Genomic DNA, 1,080 nt, shown 5'->3' with positions numbered 1-1,080 from the left:
GTGCTCCGCCCGAGGGGCTGAACGGCAGATAGCCGAGCTCATCGAGGATGATAAGGTCGAGGCGCAACAGCCGATCGGCAAGCTGGCCGGCCCGGTTCATCGCCTTTTCCTGCTCGAGCGCATTGACCAGATCCACGGTGGCGAAGAACCGCACCTTCTTGCGGTGATGTTCAGCCGCCTGAACACCGAGTGCGGTGGCGATATGCGTCTTGCCCGTGCCGGGACCGCCGATCAGCACGACATTGTCGGCGCCATCGACGAACTCGCCGCGGTAGAGTTGGCGGACCATCGCCTCGTTGACCTCGCTGGCGGCGAAGTCGAACCCGGCCAGGTCCTTGTAGGCGGGGAACCGGGCGGCCTTGATCTGATAGGCGATCGATCGGACCTCGCGCTCAGCCATCTCGGCCTTGAGCAGCTGGGAGAGGATCGGCACGGCCGCGTCGAACGCGGGCGCGCCTTGCTCGATGAGATCGCCGACGGCCTGGGCCATGCCGTACATCTTCAGCGCCTTGAGCATGACCACCACGGCGGCGCTGGCGGGATCATGACGCATGACGCAGCCCTCCATCGCGAAGGGCGTCATAGCGCCCGACATTGGCGAGCGGTTCCTGGGCAAGACGCAGCGCCTGGGGCGCATCGATCGGGGAAGCCGGAGGCGCCCTGCCATCGATCAGGCGGTGCAAGACGTTGAGTACGTGGGTCTTGGTGGCAACGCCGGCTTCCAGCGCCCGTTCGACCGCGCATAGCACGACCTGCTCATCATGCTGGAGCACAAGCGCCAGGATCTCGGCCATCTCCCTGTCTCCGCCAGGGCGGCGCAGTATCTGGCTTTGAAGCTGCCGGAACGCATCGGGCATCTCCGCGAACGGGCACCATTGCGCAAGGCACCCGGCTTGCGCTGGATCACCGCCAGATAATTTTATCCTGAGCTTCGCCGAAGGGGCCGCCAGTCATAGACCGTCTGGCCACCGGTATGATGGGATCGATCGATGATCCGGCTGTGCTCGCACACGAGTTGACCCTCGGCGGCGATCACGATCCGCGTCGGGTAAATCCGCAAGCTGACCGGGCGGTTAGCGA

At 65.0% G+C, this 1,080-nt stretch carries 1 protein-coding gene and 1 pseudogene; both read right to left on the bottom strand.

Annotation, left to right across the window (positions count from 1 at the left end):
- Positions 1 to 553 (bottom strand): ATP-binding protein (locus QU44_RS16955; protein ID WP_033923590.1); only part of this gene is annotated, 553 nt, incomplete at its 3' end.
- Positions 543 to 1,080 (bottom strand): annotated as a pseudogene (locus QU44_RS18040) (IS21 family transposase); the annotation flags it as partial. The pseudogene QU44_RS18040 and the gene QU44_RS16955, both read right to left, overlap by 11 nt.

The organism is Sphingomonas sp. 37zxx (assembly GCF_000786205.1).
Taxonomy (GTDB): Bacteria; Pseudomonadota; Alphaproteobacteria; order Sphingomonadales; family Sphingomonadaceae; genus Sphingomonas.
This window is presented reverse-complemented; position numbering and strand designations above follow the sequence as displayed.